Origin of the sequence: Corynebacterium gottingense, assembly GCF_007559235.1 — a bacterium.
GTDB lineage: Bacteria > Actinomycetota > Actinomycetes > Mycobacteriales > Mycobacteriaceae > Corynebacterium > Corynebacterium gottingense.
In genome coordinates this window covers 119,501-139,714 of sequence record NZ_VMHH01000001.1, presented here as the reverse complement: position 1 = coordinate 139,714, position 20,214 = coordinate 119,501, and the positions used below count along the sequence as shown (strand labels likewise).

The following is a 20,214-nucleotide window of genomic DNA, read 5'->3' as shown; positions in this document are numbered from 1 at the left end:
CGGGCAGCATGTCGTCTTCGCCCGCAGCCCAGTACCCCGTCGCGCGGGTGCTGCCGATGTTGGGCCTGGCGCAGCTGGACCGCCCCTTCGACTACCTGGTCACGGAGGGCGACTCCGAAGCCGCGCAGCCCGGGGTGCGGGTGCGGATCCGCTTTGCGGGCCGGCTGGTGGACGCGATCGTGCTCGAGCGCACTGCGGTTTCTTCGCACGAGGGGAACCTTCGCTTCATCGAGCGCGTCATCTCACCGGAGGTCGTCGCGCCAGAGCAGTTGCGCTTGCTTATCGACGCCCTCGCGCAGCGCTACGCCGGCGTCCGCTCCGACATCTACCGCTCCGCCATTCCGGCGCGTCACGCCAAAGCCGAGGAGACCGATACGTCGACACCCTGGGGCGAGCTGGGGGAGGCGACCGAGCCAGACCTCTCTGCGTGGAGTTCCTATCATTACGGGGAGAGCTTTGTGGACGCAGTCCTGGACGGGAAACTCGCACGCGCCGCCTGGCAGGTCGTGCCTGGAGAGGACTGGGCCGCGACGGTGGGGGCGCTCGCCGTGAAGGTCGCGCTCAGCGGGGGCGGCGCGCTCGTCGTCGTGCCCGACCAGCGCGACGTGGAACGGTGCGAAGCAGCGCTGCGCGAGCATGTTTCGGCGCGCCAGGTGACCACGCTCACCGCGAAGCAGGGGCCGCAGGCGCGGTACTCACGCTACCTCTCGATCTTGCACGGCCAGGGCCGGATCGTAGTTGGGACCCGCTCGGCGGCGTTTGCCCCCGTGCGCAACTTGCGGTTGATAGTGCTCATGCACGATGGGGACGAGAGCCTGGTTGACCCCCGCGCGCCCTACGCTCACGCACGCGAAGTACTCACCACCCGCTCGGCGCAGGAGCAGGTGCCGCTGATCATCGGCGGGTATGCGCGGACCGCGGAAACGCAGCTGTTTGTGGAGCGCGGTTGGATGCACGAGCTGCTCGCCCCGCGGGCGGTGCTCCGGCAGGTCAGCCCACGCATCCACGCGGCGGGGGACTCGGACGCCGCTATGGAGCGGGACCCCCGGGCGCGGCAGGCAAGGATGCCGTCGGCGGCCTTCATGGCTGCGCGCGCTGCGCTGCGCCGCGGGACGCCCGTGCTCTTCCAGGTCCCGCGCACCGGCTACATCCAGTCCCTGGCCTGCGGGCAGTGCCGCGCGCCGGCGCGCTGCAGGTGGTGCAACGGCCCGCTCGGCCTGCCCGCTGGCGGCGAGGCGGCGGCGCCGACGTGTCGGTGGTGCGGCCGCATGGACCCGGCGCACGTGTGTCCGGAGTGCGGGTCGAAACGGGTGCGCGCGATGGTGCTGGGCACCGAGCGCACGGCGGAGGAGCTTGGTAGGGCGTTCGCGCAGTTCCGGGTGCGCACGTCGTGGGGCGACAAGGTCCTGGATGCCGTGCCCGCGGAGCCGGCGATCATTGTGGCCACCCCGGGGGCTGAGCCGGTCGCGGAAGGAGGCTACGGCGCGGCTGTGCTGCTGGACGTGTGGGCGCTGCTGCAGCGGCCGGACCTGCGGGCGGTGGAGGACACGTACGCCAAGTGGGCGGCCGCTGCCGCGCTCGTGCAGCCGCACGCCGACGGCGGCGAGGTTGTCGTGGTCGCGGAGCCGTCGCTCCCGGTCGTGCAGCATCTGATCCGGTGGGACGCCCGCGGGCACGCGGCACTCGAGCTGGCGCAGCGGCGGGACGCACGCTTCCCGCCCGCGGTGCACATCGCTGTGGTGGACGCGCCGCGCAAGGCGTTGGACGACTTCTTTGGCAACGTGGAGTTGCCGGACCACGCGGAGGTGCTCGGGCCGGTCGACCTCCCGCCGGGGATCGACGTCCCGGGTGAATGGGACCGGGGCGAGTACGGCCCGGCCCAGCGGATGCTCGTGCGCTCACCGCTCCATGGCCGCGCCGCGCTTGGTACGGCGCTCCGCACCGGACTGATCAACCGGGCGGCGCGGCGGCAGACCCTTCCCCTGCGCGTTCAGGTCAACCCGATAGACGTGGGTTAGGCGCCGCGGAGGAGCAGTAGACTGGGCGGGCAAACGCTGCCTGCGGCGCACGAGTGGTGCGGGGGCGGTGACGTCGATAAGCCCGGGCGACCGGGGGAGGAGAAGGATATGCGGCTAGTGTTCGCCGGCACCCCGGAACCAGCGGTGGTGGCGTTGCAGCGACTCATTGATTCACAGCACGAGGTCGTGGCGGTGCTCACTCGGCCCGACGCGCGGCGCGGGCGCGGCCGTACGCTGCACCCCTCGCCGGTCAAGGCGCTCGCGGTCGAGCACGGCATCGAGGTCCTGGCACCGGAGAGCTTGCGCGAAAACGAGGAGATTCGGGACCGACTCACGGCGCTGGCGCCTGACGCAATCCCGGTGGTGGCGTACGGCAATCTCATCCCCGAGGACATGTTGGGCATACCGAGGCACGGGTGGGTCAACCTGCACTTTTCGCTCCTGCCGCGGTGGCGCGGCGCGGCGCCGGTCCAGTCCGCGATCCTCGCGGGTGATGCGGAGACGGGCGCGAGCACCTTCCGCATCGACAAAGGTCTGGACACCGGCGAGGTCCTCGGCACCATCACCGAGACCATCGGCGCGGAGGACACCGCCGACGATCTGCTCACGCGCCTGGCCTACGCCGGTGCGGACCTCCTCGTGGACACCATGACGGGGCTCGAAAATGGCACGGTCACACCCACACCGCAATCGGGGGAGGCCACCTACGCGCCCAAGATCGTGCCTGCCGACGCCCGCGTGGACTGGTCCGCAGCCGCCGCCGACATCGACCGCGCCGTGCGCGCCCACACCCCGGGCCCCGGCGCGTGGACGACGGTGGGCGACGACCGTTACAAGCTGGGCCCCGTCGCGCTTACCGGCGAAGACACGCTCACTCCCGGCGCGGTGCGGGTAGAAAAGAACCGGGTTGTCGTGGGCACCGCGACGCAGGACGTGGTGCTGGGCACGATCCAGCCGCCGGGAAAGAAGCGGATGAACGCCGCCGACTGGGGCCGCGGCCTACAGCCGGCGCAGATTGAGCAGGGAGTGGTGTTCGCATGAGCGGAGGATTCCGATCCCGCTCCGCAGGGCGGCGCAGCCAGGAGTCGGCGCGCAACCAGGAGTCCGAGCGCAAGGGGCAGAAGAACAGCCGGGGTGACCGCCGCGGCCAGGCGAGCCGGCGTGGTGGCGCCAGCAAGCGGGGGCCCGCTACGCGTACCGGAGACGCGGCGCGAGAGGCGGCCTTTGACGTGCTGCTCCGCGTGAGCGAGGAGGGCGCGTACGCGAACCTGGCGCTGCCGGCGCTGCTGCGGGAGCGCAAGATCTCCGGGCGCGACGCGGCGTTTGCCACCGAGCTGACGTACGGTGCGCTGCGCACACAGGGTGTGCTGGACGCGGTGATCGCGGAGAACTCCTCGCGTGAGCTGGACCGGATCGACCCGCGGGTGCTGGCGGCGCTTCGCCTGGGCACCTACCAGCTGCTCTACACCCGGGTGTCCTCGCACGCGGCGGTGGACACGTCGGTGCGGCTGGTCGAGGCCGCCGGTCAAGGTAAGGCGAAGGGCTTTGCCAATGGCATCCTGCGCACGGTCGACCGCTCCACGCCCCAGCAGTGGTTTGACCGGCTCACGCCCTCCGGCGCGCTGGAGGCGGCGGCGTTCCGCCACGCGCACCCGGCCTGGATCGCACGCTCCTTCTTCGCCGCGCTCGGGCTCGACAGCGAATCCTCGCCCGACCAGCTAGCCGAGCTGGAGCGCGCCCTCGAGTCGGATTCGGCTCGCCCCACCGTGCACCTGGTCGCCCGGCCCGGCGAGCTCTCCGCCGAGGAGCTGGCACTGAGCATCGGCGGGGAGGAAGGGACATACTCCCCGTACGCGGTGTACCTCGATGAGGGTGATCCCGGTCAGCTCGAGCCAGTTCGTGAGCGGCTCGCCGCCGTGCAGGACGAGGGCTCGCAGCTCATCGCACGCGCCGTCGCCGAGGTGCCCGTCGAGGGAGATCAAGGTAAATGGCTTGACTTATGCGCAGGCCCCGGCGGCAAGGCGGCGCTGATGGGCGCGCTCGCGCGCATTGACGGCGCGTCGGTCGACGCCGTGGAGAGCAGCGCGCACCGTGCCGAGCTCGTCCGCAAGGCAACCGACGGTCTCCCGGTCCGCGTCCACACCGCGGACGGCCGCGATCCTGGTCTCGCACCGGGCTACGACCGAGTGCTTGTCGACGCCCCCTGCTCCGGTCTTGGCGCACTGCGCCGTCGCCCGGAGGCGCGCTGGACCAAGTCCGAGCGAGACATCGCTGAGCTGACCACCCTGCAATCGGAGCTTCTTGCCTCCGCGATTCGCCTCGCGCGCCCCGGCGGCGTCATCGTGTACTCCACCTGCTCACCGGACCTGCGGGAGACGCGCGGTGTCGTCGACGCGGCGCTGGGCGACGGCGGGGTTGAGGAACTCGACGCCGCCGGGTTCGCCTGCGGAATGGAGCACACCGGCGAATTTCCGAGCGTGCAGATGTGGCCGCACCGGCACGGCACCGACGCGATGTTCTTCGCGGTCCTGCGCAAGAAGTAGGCTTGGTGGCATGATCTACATCGCCCCCTCCATCCTGGCCGCCGACTACGCCAATCTTGGCGCGGACGTGCGGAAAGTCCCCTCGGCAGACCTGCTCCACGTGGACATCATGGACGGTCATTTCGTGCCCAACCTCTCGTTCGGGCCCGACGTGACCAAAGCCGTCAACGGTGTCACCGACCAGTTCCTGGACATGCACCTGATGATCGAGGAGCCGGAGCGGTGGTTCTCCACCTACGTCGAGGCGGGCGGCGACCGGCTGGTTTTTCACGTGGAGGCGACCAGGGACCACGTTGCCGCGGCGCGCCAGTGCCGTGAGCTCGGCGTCCAGGCTGGCTTTGCCATCAAGCCTGGCACCCCGATCGAGCCGTACCTCGACTCGGTGTCGGAGTTTGATCAGGTCATGGTGATGAGCGTGGAGCCCGGCTTTGGCGGGCAGAAGTTTATGCCCGAGGTGTTGCGCAAGGTGATGACGTTGCGCGACCACATTGCCGCAGAGTGCTTGGACACCATCATCGGCATCGACGGTGGAATCGGCAACACGACCATCGCCCAAGCCGCGGAGGCTGGCGTCGACGCGTTCGTCGCGGGCTCCGCCGTGTTCGGCGCCGACGATCCTGCGCAGGCGGTGGAGCGACTGCGCGAATTGGCACAGGAGGCGGCCAGCGGTCCCGGTTCCGCGAGTTGACACGTATCCTGAACCCTGTCAGTCTGTCGCAAAACCCATCTCATCCCAGGGCGCGCGCGTTGCGACGGGCGCCGGCTCGGGACCTACGCCTCGCGCAGTACGCGCGTTGAAGGAGTGTTGTACGCATGACCGCTTCCGGTGCGCCGGAGGATTATTCCCCGAACGCTGAGGGATACACCCTCGCCATTGTGGCGACCCGCTGGAACGCACGCATTGTGGACATGATGCGCGAGCGCGCGCGGGATACCGCGCGCGAGCTCGGGGCGAAGGCAGATGAGTACCTCGTGGATGGCGCGATGGAGCTCCCCGTGGTGACGCAGGCGTGCGCGCGCCGCTACGACGCGGTGGTCGCCCTCGGGTGCGTCATCCGCGGCAAGACGGCCCACTTCGAGGTCGTGTGCGACTCCGTAACCAGCGGCCTGACCAGGGTGTCGCTGGACGAGGGCACCCCGGTGGGCAACGGTGTGCTCACCGTCGAGGACGAGGACCAGGCCTACGAGCGCTCCGGTGGCGAGGACGCGAAAGAAGACAGGGGAGCGTTGGCCGTACGAGCCGCGCTCAGCGCCGCCGTCGAGCTGGGCAAAGTACGGGCGCTGCACGAGCGGGACTAGTATCCGAAGGGACCCGTAGCAGGTTCCTGGTACCCCAACGCAGCACACCTATAGACGAGGCAGGAAAGGGAGAAGCGAGTGTCGGAGGATACAACCCAATCGAGGAAGCTCAGCGACGAAGAACTCGCGTACCTTAACGCTCTCGACCCCCACGCGGTGACGTCGTCCAAGCCGTGGGAATTCACGGCGAAGTCGCCGTTTCTCAGGCGTGTGGCCATCGTCTGGATCATCGTGGTGATGGCTGTGCACATCTTTATGTCGGCCGTCGTGGACGTGAAGTTCACCGGGGTGGCCATCACCGGCGTGGACAAGTTCGCGTTCATCGGCGTCGGACTCATCATCTCCGCCTTGTCCTGGTACTTCCTGACCCGCCCCCGCGTTCGCGCTAATGAAGACGGCGTGGAGGTCTCCAACATCATCGGGACGAGGTTCTACCCCTGGCTCGTGGTCTACGGACTCTCGTTCCCCAAGGGTGCCCGCATGGCGCGCCTTGAACTCCCGGACTTTGAGTACGTCCCGCTGTGGGCCATCCAATCCGGAGACAAGGAGAGCGCGTTGCGCACCGTTGGCCAATTCCGAGAGCTTGAAGCGAAGTACATGCCGCAGGATTAACCTCCTGTCGCCGATGTGTGAAGGAGGAGCGCCCACGTGGCGAACCCGAAGGACTACCGCCCGGCCCCAGGGACCATTCCGACGGAGCCGGGAGTGTATAAGTTCCGCGACGCGAACGGGCGTGTCGTGTACGTGGGCAAGGCTAAAAGCCTTCGCGCAAGGCTGAACAACTACTTCCAGCCGCCCGAGCACCTGCACCCGCGCACCAGGCAGATGGTGTTCACCGCGGCCTCGGTGGAGTGGACCGTGGTGGCCAGCGAGGTGGAGGCGCTCCAGCTCGAGTACACGTGGATCAAGAGGTTCGATCCTTGGTTCAACGTGATGTATCGGGATGATAAGACGTACCCGATGCTCGCCGTGAGCGTGCGCGAGCGGTACCCGCGAGCCTTCTTCTATCGCGGGCCCAAGCGGAAGGGGGTGCGCTATTTCGGCCCGTATTCCCACGCGTGGGCAGTGCGCGAAACACTTGACCTGCTCACCCGGGTGTTTCCCATCCGCACCTGTTCCAACGGAGTGTATAACCGCCACGAGACGTTGGGGCGCCCCTGCCTGCTTGGGTACATCGACAAGTGCGCCGCGCCCTGCGTGGGCAGGGTCGACGAGTCGGAATACGAAGACATCGTTGCTGGCTTTATGGGGTTTATGTCCGGCAACACGGACAAGGTCGTGCGCGATATGACTGCGCAGATGGAGTCCGCCGCTGAGCACCTCGAGTTTGAGAAGGCCGCGCGGCTTCGCGACGACCTCGGCGCCGTCAAAAAGGTCATGGAGCGCCAAACGGTCGTGCTCAGCCCCGATACGGATGCGGACATCATCGCCTTCGATACGGACGAATTGGAAGCCGCGGTGCAGATCTTCAACGTCCGCGGCGGCCGCATCCGCTCGCAGCGCGGCTGGGTGGTGGAGAAGTCTGGCGACGAGCCCGGCTCCGCGGAGCGCCTCGACGGGGATGGGCCAGATCCTGCGCTGCCCGTGCTCGTGCAGAACTTCCTCGTGCAGTACTACTCCGACGCGGTGGAGCGCCAAAAGCAGGAGCAGGCGGAGGACGCCCGGCGGGCCGCGGAGACCATCAAACGCCGCGGCGTGGACCAGGAATCGCACGCGGAGGTGCGCTCGCCAGTTCCGGTGCCCAAGGAGATCCTCGTGTGCGCGATGCCGGACGAGGAAGAGGAAGTCACGAAGCTGCTCGAGGGCCTGCGCGGCGCACAGGTGAACATCCGCGTCCCGCAGCGCGGTGACAAGGCGGCCCTGATGGAGACCGTGCGCAAGAACGCCGCCGATGCGCTGCACCAGCATAAGCTGAAGCGGGTCGGCGACCTCACCGCCCGTTCCCAGGCGCTCCAGGACATCCAGGACGCGCTTGGCATGGAGGAGGCGCCGCTTCGGATGGAGTGCACGGATATTTCGCACATCCAGGGCACCGACGTGGTGGCCTCGCTCGTCGTGTTTGAGGATGGCCTGCCCAAGAAGCAAGATTATCGACGCTACCGCATCAAGGAAGCCGCCGGCGACGGTCACTCCAACGACATCGGCTCGATCGCCGAAGTGACCAGCCGCCGCTTCAAGCGCTACAACGAGGACAAGCTGGCCAACCCGGACGAGGAGTCTGCCCCAGTGATGTTTGCGGAGGAAGCCTCCGAGGTGGAGACGACCAACAACAAGCGGTTCGCGTATCCGCCGCAGCTGTTCATCGTCGACGGCGGCAAGCCCCAGGTCGATGCCGCGCAGGCAATTTTCGACGAGCTGGGCGTGGTCGATGTCCAACTCATCGGCCTGGCCAAGCGCCTCGAGGAAATCTGGGTGCCGGACGATGACGAGCCGGTGATCCTGCCGCGCAACTCGGAGGGAATGTATCTCCTCCAGCAGATCCGCGACGAGGCCCACCGCTTTGCCATCACGTACCACCGCCAGCAGCGCTCCAAACGCATGCGTTCCTCCGCCCTGGACGCGATCCCTGGCCTGGGGTCCTCCCGACGGTCGGAGCTGGTCAAGCACTTTGGCAGCGTGAAGAAGATGAAAGCGGCGTCCGTGGAGCAAATCGAAGAGGTCAACGGCGTAGGGCCGAAGCTGGCCGCGACGATCTACGAGCACCTGCACAAGGGAGAATGAGCACCTCACTGCAAGTTCCTCCGCGGACTGGGACAGGCTGGGACAGGCGCGGTCCGAGTTCCGTTAGGATGGCCGTATGACTCAGCACCAGGACCAACCGCTCCACCCGGTCATCATTACCGGCTTGTCCGGCGGCGGGCTTTCCACCGCTGCGAAGATTTTTGAGGACAAGGGCTATTTCGTGTCCCAGAACCTGCCCCCGCAGCTGATTCTGGAGCTGGTGGGCATGTCGACCGCGAAGGATTCCCCGGTGTCGCGTCTCGCCGTGGTGACGGACGTGCGCGCGAGGAAGTTCAACGGTTCGTTGATGAATACGATCTCGGAGATCAAGAAGCTCGGGTTCGCCCCGTTCATCCTGTACCTCGAGGCGCGTGATGACGTGCTGATCCGCCGGTTCGACTCGGTGCGGCGCACCCACCCGCTCCAGGATGGGGACACGCTGCAGCACGGCATCGAGCGTGAGCGCGAGGCGCTCGAGCCGGTGCGCGACATCGCCGACGTGATCATTGACACGACCAATCAATCGGTGCACGACCTGCGGCGTTCGATTGAGGCGTCGATAGGCGAGCTTGCGACCGGGAAGCAGCACGTCACACTGGAATCCTTTGGGTTCAAACACGGCTCGCCGCGCGACGCGGACATCGTGCTCGACGTGCGCTTCCTCCCGAATCCTTACTGGGTGCCGGAGCTGCGCGAGTTCCGTGGCGTGGACAAGCCGGTGTCGGACTACGTGCTGAGCCGGGAGGACGCGGAACCGTTCATCGACAACTTTGTGCGACTGCTCAGTAGCACGCTTGAGGGCTACCAGCACGAGGGCAAGGACTTCATCACCGTCGGGGTGGGGTGCACGGGCGGGCACCACCGGTCCGTCGCGGTCGCAGAGGAAATCGGCCGGCGGCTGCAGCAGAAGCCACGCCTGGAAGTCAACGTCTTGCACCGCGACCTCTGCAGAAACTAGCGCTGCAGCGCAACCACACTGGGTGGGCGGGTCAGAGGGCCCGCCACCTTGCCGTATCCAATTCTTCATAGCTTCCCCGTTGAAAGGAGACCGCGATGAGCTCGAGCGAACGCCTTGCGTTCACCTGCCTGGGTGGCGGTCATGGTCTGTATCAAACACTGCTGGCTGCGCGGCGTGCGCAAGCGACGGACATTAACGCCGTCGTGACCGTCGCCGATGATGGTGGCTCCTCCGGCCGCTTGCGCCGTGAGTTCCCCATCATCCCGCCCGGAGACCTGCGCATGGCCACGGCCGCGCTCACTGCGGACGACGAGGACGGGGAGCTGTGGCGCGAGGCGCTGCAGCACCGCTTCGGGGGAAACGGTGTGATGGCGGGACATCCGCTAGGAAACCTCATGCTGGTGAGCCTGGTGGAGCGCTTCGGCGACATGCAGACCGCGCTGGACATTGTGGCGAAGTGGACGCGGTCCGCGGGCCGAGTGATCCCGATGTGCTCACAGCCGTTGGACATCGAGGCGGATGTCTCCGGGCTTGATGATGACCCCCGCGTTCTCCGTTCCGTGCGTGGTCAGGCGGCGGTGGCGTCCACCTCTGGTGCTGTCCGGCGGGTTCGCTTGCTGCCCGAGCAGCCCGCAGCTTCCGCGGAAGCCGTGGCGGCGATTCGGGATGCGGACATCGTCACCATCGGGCCAGGCTCCTGGTTTTCGTCCGTGCTCCCGCACCTCCTGGTTCCGGAGATCGTCGCTGCGCTGAACAAGACGGACGCCATGGTCGTGGTAATGCTCAACCTTCTGCCGCAGGCCGGGGAGACCCCGGGCTTTAGTACGGAGCGTCACATCCACGTCCTTAGCCAACACGCGCCAGAGCTGCAGGTCGACTACCTCGTCGCGGACAACCACATCAGCCCATCTGAGGGGGAGCGCACGCATCTCCAGCGCGCCGCGGAACGGCTCGGCGCAAAAATCGCGTTCCGTGACGTCCACCACCCCGTGCCGGAGGGCAAGCAGGCCGAGAAGCACGACCCGGACAAGTTGGCAACGGCAATTTTGGAGTTGTACCGGGCACGCTAGAATCAGACGTCGGTACACCTGGCCCCGGTGCGAAGCGAGAGGCCTGCGAGATATCAACTGCGAAGGGAAAGGACCACGGTGGCGCTGACCGCGAAAGTCAAAGATGAGCTGCTGAGCGTACGCGTCACCCAGGCAAGCGCGCAGATTGCGGAAGCAACGGCGATGATCCGGTACGCCGGAGCGTACGAGCAGACGCCACACGGTACGGTCCTGCGCGTTGAACTTGCCGAGCACCCCGTCGCCGAGCGATTGCAGCAGTTGCTTGACGCGACCACCGGTGTCGCGACCTCGCTCGAGGTCATCGCCCCCGGTTCCGCGAGCAAGGAACGCAAGTGCGTGGTGACCGTTTCCGACGGGTTGCGCGAGGTTGTGCGGAAGCTCCGCTTGGTCACGGCCTCCGGGCATCCCGTGGAAGGTATGCCGCACACTATCATCTCCGGCCCGATCGCGGATGTGGAGGCTGCTTGGCGCGGGGCGTTCCTCGCCCGCGGCTCGCTCACTGAGCCAGGGCGCACCGCGGCGCTCGAGGTGGCGTGCCCTGAGGAAACTGCCGCCTTGGCACTCGTCGGGTTGGGGCACCGGCTTGACGTGGCGACGCGGACGAAGGAGACGCGTGGCATCGAGCGAGTCTTCGTCCGCGACGGGGAGACGATCGCCATCCTGCTGAGCAGGATGGGCGCACCGCTCGCTCGCCTGGAGTGGGACGAAAAGCGCAAGCGGAAGCAGCTGCGCGCGCGTTCGGGGCAGCGGCTGGCAACATTCGACGACGCGAACACGCGCAGGTCCGCACAGGCGGCGGCCGCGGCAGCGCGCCGCGTGGAGCGCGCGATGGAGATCCTGGGCGACAACGTGCCCGAGCACCTCGCGGAGGCGGGGTATCTGCGTGTGGAGCACCGCCACGCCTCGCTCGAGGAGCTGGGCAAGCTCGCGGACCCGCAGATGACCAAGGACGCCGTCGCAGGTCGCATCCGCCGCCTGCTCTCCCTGGCTGACAAGGAAGCGAAAGAACTGGGGATCCCGAACACGCAGGCCGCGGTTGAGCAGGCCGAGCGCGGCGAGCCGGACGACGACGCCTCGAACGCGAAGTAAAACGACATCACAACTCGCACACTCGTCTATTTCCGGGTGGTGTGAAATATGCCATACCCGAAAGTTGTTTCAGCATCACCTTTCTGGAGTTCGAGAGGTGGAGGGGGAGCGGTCGCGATTGCCGTGCTGAAGGCGTGTAGCTGGGAGGAGGAGGGGGCGGCCGGAATGTCAACCGGGCGCAAAACCCACACCGGTATTGGGGAAGTTACCCCCGGATTTTCGTCCGATTGTGTCCGGTTGTTGTGGGGTTGACGAGAAGCGGAAAGGTCGATGCATGGTTGTTGGTCCGTCGCTACACTGGAGTCCGACAGGCCAGGAAGTGAGCCAATGGACGGCATCGGCGCAGGTGAAGCGCCCCGCCGAACGAGGTTCCGCTTCTCAGACCTGACCGTATGAGGTGCGCTGCATCTCAACCGACACGACTCAACAAGAGGAGTAATTTACAGTGACTACTCGTATTGGCATCAATGGCTTCGGTCGCATCGGCCGCTCTGCATTCCGCATCATCCAGGACAAGTTCCAGGGCGAGCTCGAGGTTGTCAAGATCAACGACCTGACTGACAACGAGACCCTCGCTCACCTGATGAAGTACGACACCGCTTACGGCCAGTTCGGCCACGATGTTGAGTTCGACGAGAACTCCATCACCGTCGACGGTCGTCGCATCGAAGTCTCTGCTGAGAAGGACCCGGCCGACCTGGCTTGGGGCGAGGCTGGCGTCGACATCGTGCTCGAGTGCACCGGCGTCTTCCGCTCCGGCGACACCGCAAAGGCTCACATCGACGCTGGCGCGAAGAAGGTCATCATCTCCGCTCCGGGCAAGAACGTCGACGGCACCTACGTGTGGGGCGTGAACAGCGACTCCTACACCAACGGTCAAACTGTCATCTCCGCCGCATCCTGCACCACCAACTCCCTGGCTCCGCTGGCCAAGGTGCTGGACGAGGAGTTCGGCATCAAGTCTGGCCTGATGACCACCGTTCACTCCTACACCGGTGATCAGCGCCTGCAGGACGCACCGCACAAGGACCTGCGTCGCGCCCGCGCTGCAGCTCAGAACATCGTCCCGACCACCACCGGCGCTGCAAAGGCAGTCGCCCTGGTGCTCCCGAACCTCGAGGGCAAGCTCGACGGCTTCGCAATGCGCGTGCCCACCATCACCGGCTCCGCAACCGACCTGACCGTCCAGCTGAACAAGGACGTCACCGCTGAAGAGGTCAACGCTGCAGTGAAGAAGGCCACCGAGGACGAGGTTCTCGGCACCGCAATGCAGTACTCCGAGGAGCCGCTGGTTTCCTCCGACATCATCGGCAACACCCACGGCGCTATCTTCGACGCTGGCATGACCCGCGTCATCGACGGCAACCTGGTCAAGGTCATCTCCTGGTACGACAACGAGTGGTCCTACACCTCTCAGTTCGTGCGCATGACCAAGCACGTCGCTGACAACCTGTAAAACTAGGTACAGCGGATGAGCCCGGTGTGTGCGCATGCGCATGCACCGGGCTTTTTCAGCACCCGAGAGCCCCTCAACAAACACGACAAACTCAAGGAGACAACAATGGCAACGCAGACGCTTAAGCAGCTTCTCGACGAAGGCGTGGAAGGCCGCCACGTTCTGGTCCGCTCCGACTTCAACGTCCCGCTCGACGAGGACGGCAACATTACTGACCCGGGCCGCATCGACGCGTCCCTTCCCACCCTGAAGGCACTGCTTGACGGCGGCGCCAAGGTGATCGCCATGGCCCACCTCGGCCGCCCGAAGGGCGAGGTCAACCCGAAGTTCTCGCTGAAGCCCGTCGCTGAAGCGCTGTCCGAACGCCTCGGTCAGTTCGTTGCTCTCGCCGGCGACGTCTCCGGCGAAGATGCGCACGAGCGCGCCAACGGCCTGACTGACGGCGAGATCCTCCTGCTGGAGAACGTGCGCTTCGACCCGCGCGAAACCTCCAAGGATGAGAACGAGCGCGGCGAGTTCGCGGCCGAGCTTGCCGCGCTGGCCGCCGACAACGGTGCCTTCGTGTCCGACGGCTTCGGTGTCGTCCACCGCGCCCAGGCGTCGGTCTTCGACGTCGCACAGAAGCTCCCCGCATACGCCGGCTACCTGGTGGAGAAGGAAGTGTCCACGCTGTCCTCCGTCAAGGATGACCCGGCCCACCCGTACGTGGTTGTCCTCGGTGGTTCCAAGGTCTCCGACAAGCTCGGCGTCATCGAGGCGCTCGCAGCGAAGGCAGACAAGGTCGTTATCGGTGGCGGCATGTGCTACACCTTCCTCGCAGCGCAGGGCCACAACGTCCAGGAGTCGCTGCTGCAGGAAGACATGATCGACACCTGCAAGGAGCTCATCGAGCGCTACGGCGACAAGCTCCTCCTGCCGGTCGACCTCTCCGCCGCTGAGAAGTTTGACAAGGACGCGGAGACGAAGATCGTGGACCTGGACGGCATCCCGGAGGGCTGGATGTCCCTGGACATCGGCCCGGAGACCGCGAAGAAGTACGCCGCCGCTATTGAGGACTCCAAGACCGTGTTTTGGAACGGCCCCATGGGCGTCTTCGAGTTCCCGAAGTTCTCCGCCGGCACCAAGGCCGTCGCAGAAGCGATGATCGCTGCGACCAAGAACAACGACTCCTTCACCGTGGTCGGCGGCGGCGACTCCGCAGCGTCCGTGCGCACCCTAGGCCTGGATGAGGCGGGCTTCTCCCACATCTCCACCGGCGGCGGCGCTTCCCTCGAACTTATCGAGGGTAAGGAACTGCCGGGCGTCGCAGTCCTGTCCAAGTAACCAAGCCGAAACGATAGGAGAAATCCATGGCACGTAAACCACTCATCGCAGGCAACTGGAAGATGAACCTGGATCACCTCGAGGCGATCTCCAGCGCTCAGAAGCTCGCCTTCGCGTTCCCCAAGGACGGCTACGAGCTTGTCGACGTCGCACTGACCGTTCCGTTTACTGACCTGCGTTCCATCCAGACCCTCGTTGAGGGCGATAAGCTGCAGATCACCTACGGTGCGCAGGATGTTTCCGCCAACGACAACGGCGCCTACACCGGCGAGATCTCCGCCACCATGCTGGAGAAGCTCGGCTGCACCTGGGTTGTCGTCGGACACTCCGAGCGCCGCCAGTACCACAACGAGTCGGACGAGCTCGTTGCCGCGAAGGCGAAGAAGGCCCTCGATCACGGCATGTCGCCGATCGTCTGCGTCGGCGAGCCCCTCGAGGTCCGTGAGGAAGGCAAGCACGTCAGCTTCGTTGAGGACCAGACCCGCGCCTCCCTGGCCGGCCTGACCACCGAGGAACTATCGCGCACCGTCATCGCCTACGAGCCCGTGTGGGCCATCGGCACCGGCAAGGTCGCGTCCGCCGAGGACGCGCAGGAAGTGTGCCACGCCATCCGCGAGCTCGTGCGCGAGCTTGCCGACGACGCCACCGCCGACGGCATCCGCATCCTCTACGGCGGTTCCGTTAAGGCCAACACCGTCGCCGAGATCGTCGGGCAGGCTGACGTCGACGGCGGTCTGGTCGGCGGTGCTTCGCTCAACGGCGAGGACTTTGCCAAGCTGGCCGCTGCAGCAGCAAACTCGGTCCAGTAGGCGCCGTGCAGCAGACCGCATGGTCGCTGCACGGGGCGCGTTCCCCATGGTGTACGATTTAGCAAGTTCACCAACATCCCATTTGAAAGTGGAGGATCGTCCCGCATGACGTTGGCATTGGAGATCGTGCTCGTAATCGCGTCGGTGCTTGCGACCGTGTTCGTCCTGCTCCACAAGGGCAAGGGCGGCGGCCTGTCCAGCCTCTTCGGTGGTGGCGTGCAGTCCAACCTGTCCGGTTCCACCATCGTGGAGAAGAACCTGGACCGCTACACCATCATCATCTCGCTGATCTGGGTGGCGTGCATCATCGCGCTCAACCTGATCCAGACCTACTCGGCGTAGCGCGCACAAGCACGTAGCAATACGGCACAGACCACGGGCCCCTTCCAGCAAACAATGCTGGGAGGGGCCCGTGGCGTCGGTAAGCGCTTTGCTTAAAGCATCGAGGCGGCGTCGTCGGAGACAAAGAGCACCGTCTCCGCGCGGCCCTGCGCGCCGGCGGCCGGCCACTCATCGGCCGGCGCACCGTGTGCGACGTGGGACGCGGCCTCCGCCTTCTCCGCTCCAGCAACGAGCAACCACACTCGCTCGGCGCTGCGCACTGCCGGCAATGTCAGTGTCGCGCGCTCGGCCGGCGGCTTGGGCGAATCGGTGACGGCGAGCGTGGTGCGCGTGTCCTCGCGCACGGCGTCGGTGTGGGGAAAGAGCGAATTGATGTGGCCCTCGCCGCCCATGCCGAGGAGGTGGAGATCGAACCCTCGCGGGGCGTGCTGGGCCACCGTTGACGCGTACTCGCGCACCTGGTCCGACATGTCACCGCCGTCCAGGCCCCAGCCGTGGATACGCTCGGCGGAGACGTTCACCTTGCTCAGCAGCGCGGCGCGGGCCTGTCCCTCGTTGGAGTCGGGGTGAGTGGCGGAGACGTTGCGTTCGTCGCCGAAGAAGAACTCGACGCGGTTGAAGTCGATGTCCTTCAGCGTTGCCATGGCGCTGAGCAGCTCGATGCCTGCGGTACCGCCGGTCAGGACGACGCGCGCCACGCCGTCGTTGTGAATTCCCCCGGTGGGGTCAGCCTGAATACCCCGCAACAGGTCGGCGAACTGTTCCGCGACTGCTGAAACGAGGGCGGGACGGTCGGGGAACTGGGAAACAGTCACGTGTGCTGGCACAATCGGCCTCCTTCTGGTGTGTTTACTGCTCTGTCGCGCGGGTGACGCTGGCCAGACCCCGGAGGGCGCGCGCGTAGGTGACATCGTTGTCCAGGTGGCGCAACTCCTCGGCGAGGCACTCCGCGTCGGTCCGCGCACTCAGCGCTACGTAGGAGTCGGGGCTTCCCGGCACGGTGATGCGGGCAGTGTTGTCGTCGACGACCTCGATCGTCACGTCGCCCCCGCCACAATGCAGCGCGAGCCGCGTGATGGGTGCGCCGTGCGCTGCGGAGTCGTTCGTGGAGTAGCGGGTACCGCGCGTCACGCCGACGTTGAGGCACGCGGCGAGCCAGCCGGCGGCGATGTCCACGGAAGGATCGTCAGCAGCACCGTCAATGTGGACGGATTGCACCGGGTCGTCGTGGTAGCGGTCCAGCGCGGAGGCGACGGCCCCGCGCCACGGGGTGATGCGGGACCACGCGAGGTCGGAGTCGCCGGGCTGGTAGCCGTCCGTGCGGGCGCGGAGTTGGTCCCCGGAGGCATCGGAGTGGGCGTTGGTGATGCGGCGCTGCGCGATGCTGCCCAGCTCCGCCTCCTTCGGGCAGGCGGGGGCCTCGTTTGGCCACCAGGCCACAATCGGCGTGTCCGGCAGCAGCAGCGGGGTGACCACGGCGCCGAGGTGGTGCGTGAGGTCACCGAAGAGGCGCATGACGACCATTTCGGACGCGCCCGAATGCGCGGCCACGATGAGGTCGGCGTTCATGCTGGTGGGCGCGGTTTCGTCGCCAAGCAAAAGCACGAGCACGCGGGCGGGGTGCTCGCGGGTCGCGGCGCGCACCGTCTCAAGGATCGTGTCGGAGTCCTCGGTGTCGCGTGCGGCGACAAGGAGGGTGAGCACGCGACCCGAGGACAGCGAGAAGTTTTCTTGCGCTTGGATCAGCGCGTTGGCGATCTGGCTGGTGGTGGTGTCCGGGAGTGAGATGATCACAGCCGCAAATCCTTTCTTAGGGGCGCCGCCAGACGCGGCCGTCCTTTTCCAACATGTGGTTCGCCGACGCCGGACCCCAGGTGCCGGCCTCGTATTCGTCGGGGCGGCCTTGCTGGGCCCAAAAGTTGAGGATCGGGTCGAGGATCTCCCAGCTGCGCTCCACCTCGGCGTTGGTGGGGAAGAGGCTCGATTCATCCAGCAGCGCGTCCAGGATGAGTCGCTCGTAGGCTTCGGGCGACTGCTCGGTGAACGCCTCCGAGTACGCGAAGTCCATGTTGACGTCGCGGACTTCCAGGCCCACGCCCGGCACCTTCGAGCCAAAGCGCATGAGCACGCCCTCGTCCGGCTGGATGCGGATCACCACGGCGTTGTTGGTGAGTAAGTTCGTCTGGTCCGGGTAGAAGGGCTGGTACGGCGGCCGCTTGAACACCAGCGCAATCTCGGTCACGCGTCGGCCGAGACGCTTTCCGGTGCGCAGGTAAAATGGCACGCCGGCCCAGCGGCGCGAATTGATCTCCAGGGTGCAGGCTGCGAAGGTCTCGGTCGCGGAGTCCGGGTCGAAGCCCTCCTCGTCGCGCAGGCCCACGACTGGTACGGAGCCCTGCAGCCCGGCGGTGTACTGGCCGCGGGCGGTCGTCTCCTCGAACGGTCCGGTGGGCGAGGTCGCGCGCAGCACCTTGAGCTTTTCCGAGCGCAGCTGGTGCGGGGAGAAAGACGTCGGCTCCTCCATCGCCACGAGCGCGAGGAGCTGGATGAGGTGGTTTTGGATCACGTCGCGCGCCGCGCCGATACCGTCGTAGTACCCGGCGCGGCCGCCCAGCCCGATGTCCTCGGCCATGGTGATCTGGACGTGGTCGATGTAGTGCGAGTTCCAGATCGGCTCAAACATCTGGTTGGAAAAGCGCAGCGCCATGATGTTCTGCACCGTTTCCTTGCCCAGGTAGTGGTCGATGCGGAACACGGCGTGCTCGGGGAAGACGGTGTTGACCACCTTGTTCAGTTCCTTCGCCGAGGCGAGGTCGTGTCCGAACGGCTTCTCAATGATCACGCGGCGCCACTGCCCGTCTCCGGGGTGGGCCATGCCGCAGCGGTCCAGCTGGTGGACCACGTTGGCAAAGAACTCCGGCGGCACGGAGAGGTAGTACGCCCAGTTTCCGGCGGTGCCCTGGCTCCGGTCCATCTCGGCGAGGACGGTGGCGAGCCGATCGAACGCGGTGTCGTCGTCAAATGCCCCGGAGACGAAGTGGATCCCTTCCGCCAGGCGGTTCCACACGTTGGTGTTGAACTTGGTTCGCGAGCGCGCCTCGACCGCCTCGCGGACATAGTCCTCGAAGTCCTGCTTGCTCCAGTCGCGCCGACCGAACCCGACGAGGGCGAATCCGGCCGGCAGGAGGCCGCGGCTTGCAAGATCGTAGACGGCGGGAAGGAGTTTCTTCCTGGCCAGGTCACCGGTGACCCCGAAAATCACCAGGCCAGATGGTCCGGCAATACGGGGCAGCCGCTTATCGACGGCCGACCGCAGCGGATTACCCCGCTGTACCTGCGCGTCTCTCTCTTCGATCACCTTTGTCGCGTCTCCTTTTGCGTACCGCTTCCGGAACAATGAACCCTTAGAGGTTAGCTGTTGAGCTTCGTTTCAGTGGAGTCGAGCAGGTCCTGCCACGCGGTGACGAACTTCTCCACGCCCTCGCGCTCCAGCACCGCGATGACATCGTCCATGTCGATGCCGACCTGCTCCAGGCCGTCGAAGACCTGCTTCGCCGCCTCGTCGCCGTGTGTCAGGGTGTCGCCCTTGAGCTCGTTCATCTCGTTGACGGCGTCAATCGTGCCCATCGGCATGGTGTTGACCGTGTCCGGGCCGGCGAGCTCGACGACGTACATGTTCTTGGGGTACTCGGGGTTCTTCACACCGGTCGACGCCCACAGCGGGCGCTGCTTGTTTGCCCGCGGCGGGAGCTCGTCCAGGTCGTTGAAGGAGTCGAGGAAGAGGCGGTAGGCCAGGCGGGCGTTGGCGATGCCCGCCCTACCTCGCAGCGCGAGGGCCTCGTCGGTACCGATGGTCTCCAGGCGCTTATCCACCTCGACGTCCATGCGGGAGACGAAGAAGGACGCGACGGAGTGGATGTGCTCCACGTCATGCCCGTTCTTGGCGGCGAGCTTGATGCCCTCTTTGTAGACGTCGATGACCTGCTTGTAGCGGTCGACGGAGAAGATCAGCGTGACGTTGACGCTGATGCCCTCGGACAGGGCCGTGGTGATCGCCGGCAGCGACTCGTCGGTGGCCGGGATCTTGATCATGGCGTTGCGGCGGCCGACCTGCTTCCACAGCTCGCGCGCCTGCGCAATGGTCTTCTCCTCGTCGTGGGCGTAGCGAGGGTCGACCTCGATGGACACGCGACCGTCTCGGCCGTTGGTGTCCTGGTAGATGGGGTCAATAACGTCGCAGGCCTGCTGGACGTCCGCGATGCTCATGCGGTACACGGCCTCCTCGGCGGAGACGCCCTCCTTTCGCAGCTCCTCGAGCTGGCGGTCGTAGTCGCCGCCGGCGGAGATTGCCGCGGAGAAGATCGACGGGTTGGTAGTGATCCCGAGGATGTTTCGCTCGAGGAGGAACGTCTCGAAGTTCCCCTGACCGTTGAGCAAGTCGCGGGAGAGATCGTCCAGCCAGACGGAAGTGCCGATGTCATAAATGCGGTTGGTTGCAACCATGTTGTCGTGTGCCACGATGCGGTCCTTTCTCCAGGGCGCCAGGTCGCCAGATACGACTGCGACCTGGCGTAGCTGATGTGTGC

General features: G+C 66.3%; 18 protein-coding genes. 14 read left to right on the top strand and 4 right to left on the bottom strand.

Translation table 11 applies throughout. From position 1 onward, the window contains the following. Positions 1 to 8 precede the first annotated feature (8 nt). From FPH17_RS00665 to secG, 14 genes are all read left to right on the top strand, one after another. Positions 9 to 2,018 (top strand): primosomal protein N', encoded by a 2,010-nt coding sequence (locus FPH17_RS00665; protein ID WP_154878304.1) that lies wholly within the window; start codon positions 9 to 11, stop codon positions 2,016 to 2,018. Positions 2,019 to 2,126: 108 nt separating this feature from the next. After that, on the top strand, positions 2,127 to 3,059 hold the full coding sequence (gene fmt, locus FPH17_RS00660) for a methionyl-tRNA formyltransferase (protein WP_154878303.1): 933 nt from the start codon (positions 2,127 to 2,129) through the stop codon (positions 3,057 to 3,059). Continuing rightward, the gene (locus FPH17_RS00655) at positions 3,056 to 4,561 is read left to right on the top strand and encodes an RsmB/NOP family class I SAM-dependent RNA methyltransferase (RefSeq protein WP_154878302.1); all 1,506 of its coding nucleotides are present in this window, start codon (positions 3,056 to 3,058) and stop codon (positions 4,559 to 4,561) included. Before fmt ends, FPH17_RS00655 begins: the two co-directional genes overlap by 4 nt. Positions 4,562 to 4,571: 10 nt before the next feature. Beyond that, a complete protein-coding gene (gene rpe, locus FPH17_RS00650) occupies positions 4,572 to 5,249 on the top strand; it encodes a ribulose-phosphate 3-epimerase (protein WP_154878301.1) in 678 nt (225 codons plus the stop codon). Positions 5,250 to 5,374: 125 nt separating this feature from the next. Continuing rightward, positions 5,375 to 5,860, top strand: coding sequence for a 6,7-dimethyl-8-ribityllumazine synthase (gene ribH, locus FPH17_RS00645; protein ID WP_095276428.1), 486 nt, complete (start codon positions 5,375 to 5,377; stop codon positions 5,858 to 5,860). A gap of 78 nt (positions 5,861 to 5,938) precedes the next feature. Further along, the gene (locus FPH17_RS00640; protein ID WP_095276431.1) at positions 5,939 to 6,472 is read left to right on the top strand and encodes a PH domain-containing protein; all 534 of its coding nucleotides are present in this window, start codon (positions 5,939 to 5,941) and stop codon (positions 6,470 to 6,472) included. A 36-nt stretch (positions 6,473 to 6,508) separates the two neighbouring features. Continuing rightward, positions 6,509 to 8,581: an excinuclease ABC subunit UvrC gene (uvrC, locus tag FPH17_RS00635; RefSeq protein ID WP_154878300.1), complete on the top strand. Its 2,073-nt coding sequence runs from the start codon at positions 6,509 to 6,511 to the stop codon at positions 8,579 to 8,581. A gap of 76 nt (positions 8,582 to 8,657) precedes the next feature. Beyond that, positions 8,658 to 9,539 (top strand): RNase adapter RapZ, encoded by an 882-nt coding sequence (gene rapZ / locus FPH17_RS00630; RefSeq protein WP_095276437.1) that lies wholly within the window; start codon positions 8,658 to 8,660, stop codon positions 9,537 to 9,539. A gap of 95 nt (positions 9,540 to 9,634) precedes the next feature. Beyond that, positions 9,635 to 10,609 (top strand): gluconeogenesis factor YvcK family protein, encoded by a 975-nt coding sequence (locus FPH17_RS00625; RefSeq protein WP_154878299.1) that lies wholly within the window; start codon positions 9,635 to 9,637, stop codon positions 10,607 to 10,609. A gap of 78 nt (positions 10,610 to 10,687) precedes the next feature. Continuing rightward, positions 10,688 to 11,698: a DNA-binding protein WhiA gene (whiA, locus tag FPH17_RS00620; RefSeq protein ID WP_154878298.1), complete on the top strand. Its 1,011-nt coding sequence runs from the start codon at positions 10,688 to 10,690 to the stop codon at positions 11,696 to 11,698. A 445-nt stretch (positions 11,699 to 12,143) separates the two neighbouring features. Then, positions 12,144 to 13,154, top strand: coding sequence for a type I glyceraldehyde-3-phosphate dehydrogenase (gap, locus tag FPH17_RS00615; protein ID WP_154878297.1), 1,011 nt, complete (start codon positions 12,144 to 12,146; stop codon positions 13,152 to 13,154). 105 nt (positions 13,155 to 13,259) lie between these two features. Further along, positions 13,260 to 14,477, top strand: a complete 1,218-nt coding sequence (locus tag FPH17_RS00610) for a phosphoglycerate kinase (protein ID WP_154878296.1) — start codon at positions 13,260 to 13,262, stop codon at positions 14,475 to 14,477. Positions 14,478 to 14,503: 26 nt separating this feature from the next. Further along, on the top strand, positions 14,504 to 15,286 hold the full coding sequence (gene tpiA / locus FPH17_RS00605; protein ID WP_095553725.1) for a triose-phosphate isomerase: 783 nt from the start codon (positions 14,504 to 14,506) through the stop codon (positions 15,284 to 15,286). Between the two features lie 105 nt (positions 15,287 to 15,391). After that, complete coding sequence (secG, locus tag FPH17_RS00600; protein WP_095276455.1) at positions 15,392 to 15,628, top strand: preprotein translocase subunit SecG; 237 nt, start codon at positions 15,392 to 15,394, stop codon at positions 15,626 to 15,628. 92 nt (positions 15,629 to 15,720) lie between these two features. Here secG and pgl read toward each other — a convergent pair whose 3' ends face one another. Genes pgl through tal form a run of 4 tightly spaced genes read right to left on the bottom strand, consistent with a single transcriptional unit; the run spans position 15,721 to position 20,131 of the window. Continuing rightward, positions 15,721 to 16,455: a 6-phosphogluconolactonase gene (gene pgl, locus FPH17_RS00595; protein ID WP_414437230.1), complete on the bottom strand. Its 735-nt coding sequence runs from the start codon at positions 16,453 to 16,455 to the stop codon at positions 15,721 to 15,723. 22 nt (positions 16,456 to 16,477) lie between these two features. Next, positions 16,478 to 17,422, bottom strand: a complete 945-nt coding sequence (locus FPH17_RS00590; protein ID WP_154878294.1) for a glucose-6-phosphate dehydrogenase assembly protein OpcA — start codon at positions 17,420 to 17,422, stop codon at positions 16,478 to 16,480. Positions 17,423 to 17,438: 16 nt separating this feature from the next. Next, positions 17,439 to 18,986, bottom strand: coding sequence for a glucose-6-phosphate dehydrogenase (gene zwf / locus FPH17_RS00585; protein ID WP_244288032.1), 1,548 nt, complete (start codon positions 18,984 to 18,986; stop codon positions 17,439 to 17,441). A gap of 53 nt (positions 18,987 to 19,039) precedes the next feature. After that, positions 19,040 to 20,131, bottom strand: coding sequence for a transaldolase (gene tal, locus FPH17_RS00580; protein WP_154878574.1), 1,092 nt, complete (start codon positions 20,129 to 20,131; stop codon positions 19,040 to 19,042). Positions 20,132 to 20,214: the final 83 nt, after the last annotated feature.